Source organism: Streptococcus sp. (genome assembly GCF_030528045.1).
Lineage (GTDB): Bacteria > Bacillota > Bacilli > Lactobacillales > Streptococcaceae > Streptococcus.
This window is the reverse complement of sequence record NZ_JAUMZR010000072.1, coordinates 1-3,678: the sequence shown is the minus strand read 5'-3', so window position 1 is coordinate 3,678 and position 3,678 is coordinate 1. Positions and strand designations below refer to the sequence as shown.

The following is a 3,678-nucleotide window of genomic DNA, read 5'->3' as shown; positions in this document are numbered from 1 at the left end:
GCGCCTTTAGGCGCTGGCTGGTAATTTGAGCTTATAGCCCTGGTGCAAACCACCCATTAGACGGGTGGTTATGATTCGTCCTTTCAGATTTTTTATATTTTAGCAAATTTACGCAAACGTTTGAATTCTGATAAAAATTGGGCAAATTCAATAAAAAGCTTGAAAAAATCGAAGGTAAGCGTTATGATAGAAAAGAAGAAATTTTGGAGGATTATCATGTCACATATTAAATTTGATTATTCAAAAGTTTTAGACAAATTTGTTGCCCCACATGAAGTGGAATACATGCAAGCACAAGTAACAGCTGCAGACGAATTGATTCGTAAAGGAACTGGTGCTGGTAGCGACTTTTTGGGTTGGTTGGACCTTCCTGAAAATTATGACCGCGAAGAATTCGACCGCATCTTGAAAGCTGCTGAGCAAATCAAATCAGACAGCGATGTTTTGGTTGTAATCGGTATCGGTGGATCTTACCTTGGTGCCAAAGCAGCCATCGACTTCTTGAACCACCACTTTGCTAACTTGCAAACAAAAGAAGAACGTAAAGCGCCACAAATCCTTTATGCTGGAAACTCAATCTCATCAACTTACCTTGCTGACTTGGTAGAGTACGTAGCTGACAAAGACTTCTCAGTAAACGTGATTTCTAAATCAGGTACAACAACAGAACCAGCGATTGCTTTCCGTGTCTTCAAAGAACTCTTGGTTAAGAAATACGGACAAGAAGAAGCTAACAAACGTATCTATGCTACAACTGACCGCCAAAAAGGTGCTGTTAAGGTTGAAGCAGATGCCAACGGTTGGGAAACATTTGTGGTTCCAGATGACATCGGTGGACGCTTCTCAGTCTTGACAGCAGTTGGTTTGCTTCCAATCGCAGCATCAGGTGCAGACATCAAAGCTCTTATGGAAGGTGCCAACGCAGCTCGTAAAGACTACACTTCAGACAAGATTGCTGAAAACGAAGCATACCAATACGCAGCAGTTCGTAACATCCTTTACCGTAAAGGCTACGCTACTGAAATCTTGGTAAACTACGAGCCATCACTTCAATACTTCTCAGAATGGTGGAAACAATTGGCTGGTGAGTCAGAAGGGAAAGACCAAAAAGGGATTTACCCAACTTCAGCAAACTTCTCAACTGACTTGCACTCATTGGGTCAATTTATCCAAGAAGGAACTCGTATCATGTTTGAAACAGTTGTCCGTGTTGACAAACCACGTAAGAACGTGATTATCCCTACTTTGGAAGAAGACCTTGACGGACTTGGTTACCTTCAAGGAAAAGACGTTGACTTTGTAAACAAAAAAGCAACTGACGGTGTTCTTCTTGCCCACACTGACGGTGATGTGCCAAACATGTACGTAACTCTTCCAGAGCAAGATGCCTTCACTCTTGGTTACACTATCTACTTCTTCGAATTGGCAATTGCCCTTTCAGGTTACTTGAATGCCATTAACCCATTTGACCAACCAGGTGTTGAAGCATACAAACGCAACATGTTTGCCCTTCTTGGAAAACCAGGATTTGAAGAATTGAGCAAAGAGCTTAACGCACGTCTATAATAGAAGAAAAGAGTGGCTTGTCCACTCTTTTTTACTCTCTTTATTCGTAGACATTGGACTCAGGCGAGACTTGTGATATAATATAGAAAGCAAAAAGGCAGACGCCTAGAGACTTTATAGGAGAAACTATGTCAAAAGATATCCGCGTACGCTACGCACCAAGTCCAACAGGACTCCTACACATCGGAAATGCCCGTACAGCATTGTTTAACTACCTTTACGCACGCCATCATGGTGGAACTTTTATCATTCGTATCGAAGATACTGACCGTAAGCGCCATGTTGAGGATGGTGAACGTTCTCAGCTTGAAAATCTTCGCTGGTTGGGCATGGATTGGGATGAAAGCCCGGAAACTCATGGAAATTACCGCCAATCAGAGCGTTTGGAACTCTATCAAAGATACATCGACCAATTGCTAGCCGAAGGAAAAGCCTACAAATCTTACGTTACAGAAGAAGAGTTGGCGGCTGAGCGCGAACGCCAAGAAGCAGCTGGCGAAACACCGCGTTACATCAATGAATATCTTGGTATGAGCGAAGAAGAAAAAGTAGCTTACATCGCAGAACGTGAAGCAGCTGGTATCATCCCAACTGTTCGTTTGGCTGTCAATGAGTCTGGTATCTACAAATGGCATGATATGGTCAAAGGTGATATCGAGTTTGAAGGTGGCAACATCGGTGGCGACTGGGTTATCCAAAAGAAAGATGGTTACCCAACTTACAACTTTGCCGTTGTCATCGATGACCATGACATGCAAATTTCCCATGTTATTCGCGGAGATGACCACATTGCCAACACACCCAAACAGCTTATGGTTTATGAGGCTCTTGGTTGGGAAGCTCCAGAGTTCGGTCACATGACTTTGATCATCAACTCTGAAACGGGTAAAAAATTGTCTAAACGCGATACCAATACCCTTCAATTTATCGAAGATTACCGTAAGAAAGGCTATCTTCCAGAAGCTGTCTTTAACTTTATTGCCCTTCTTGGTTGGAATCCAGGTGGCGAAGATGAAATTTTCTCTCGTGAGGAATTGATTAAACTCTTTGATGAAAATCGTCTCAGCAAGTCACCAGCTGCCTTTGATCAGAAGAAACTAGACTGGATGAGCAACGACTACATCAAGAGAGCAGATCTAGCTACTATCTTTGAAATGGCTAAACCTTACTTAGAAGAAGCAGGGCGTTTGACTGACAAGTCTGAAAAAATGGTGGAACTCTACAAACCACAAATGAAGTCAGTGGATGAAATCGTTCCATTGACAGATCTTTTCTTCTCGGATTTCCCAGAGTTGACAGACGCTGAGTGCGAGGTCATGGCAGGAGAAACCGTTCCGGTTGTTCTAGAAGCCTTCAAAGCGAAACTAGAAGCAATGACAGATGAAGAATTTGTGACAAAAAATATCTTCCCACAAATCAAAGCAATTCAAAAAGAAACAGGTATTAAAGGGAAAAACCTCTTCATGCCGATTCGTATTGCTGTATCAGGTGAAATGCATGGACCAGAATTACCAGACACCATTTTCTTACTCGGACGTGAAAAGTCAATCCAGCATATTGAAAACATGCTGAAAGAGATTTCTAAATAAAAAGGACTTCCGATGGATACATGGGAAAAAATGTATGAAGAAGCACGAACCTTATACAATCCCCATGAAGTTCCTGACTTTGTTTATGCTAACCATGTTGTTGCTGCGGTAGAAGCAGAAAATGGTCAGATCTTCACAGGATTTTGTATGGAGGGCACTTGTGGCGTTTTTCATCTCTGTGCAGAACGAGCAGCTCTCTTCAATATGTATCAATTTTCAGGACAGACCAAAGTTAAGAAAATCCTCGCCTTTCGAGATAAACCTCCCTATGGTGAAGGATCAGGTATGCCCTGTGGCGCTTGCAGAGAATTTCTCTTAGAATTGAATGCTGGAAACAAAGAAGCAGAGTTCATGATGAACTACGAAACAAGAAAAACAATCAAAGTTGCCGAGTTGATTCCTTACTGGTGGGGAGAGGAGCGTGCGACTAATTGGCAAGATAAATAGAGGGAGTCAGTTTAACTGGCTCTTTCCCTAATCTTTTCAGAATTTTGGTAAAGAGGAAAAAAGTCCTTGACAAAGG

Annotated in this window: 3 protein-coding genes; all 3 read left to right on the top strand. The window is 42.2% G+C overall.

The features are described 5' to 3' along the window. The first annotated feature begins 216 nt into the window (after positions 1-216). Complete coding sequence (locus Q4A91_RS09310) at positions 217-1,566, top strand: glucose-6-phosphate isomerase (RefSeq protein ID WP_000018244.1); 1,350 nt, start codon at positions 217-219, stop codon at positions 1,564-1,566. A gap of 128 nt (positions 1,567-1,694) precedes the next feature. Next, positions 1,695-3,155 carry a glutamate--tRNA ligase gene (gene gltX / locus Q4A91_RS09305; RefSeq protein WP_303214241.1) on the top strand — a complete coding sequence of 487 codons (1,461 nt, stop codon included), beginning with the start codon at positions 1,695-1,697 and terminating at the stop codon, positions 3,153-3,155. A gap of 12 nt (positions 3,156-3,167) precedes the next feature. Then, positions 3,168-3,602, top strand: coding sequence for a cytidine deaminase (locus Q4A91_RS09300; RefSeq protein ID WP_303214240.1), 435 nt, complete (start codon positions 3,168-3,170; stop codon positions 3,600-3,602). Positions 3,603-3,678 lie beyond the last annotated feature (76 nt).

Bases quoted from the DNA above. Each gene is read 5' to 3' on its own strand.
- Q4A91_RS09310 (WP_000018244.1), top strand. From the start codon at position 217: ATGTCACATATTAAATTTGATTATTCAAAAGTTTTAGACAAATTTGTT.
- gltX (WP_303214241.1), top strand. From the start codon at position 1,695: ATGTCAAAAGATATCCGCGTACGCTACGCACCAAGTCCAACAGGACTC.
- Q4A91_RS09300 (WP_303214240.1), top strand. From the start codon at position 3,168: ATGGATACATGGGAAAAAATGTATGAAGAAGCACGAACCTTATACAAT.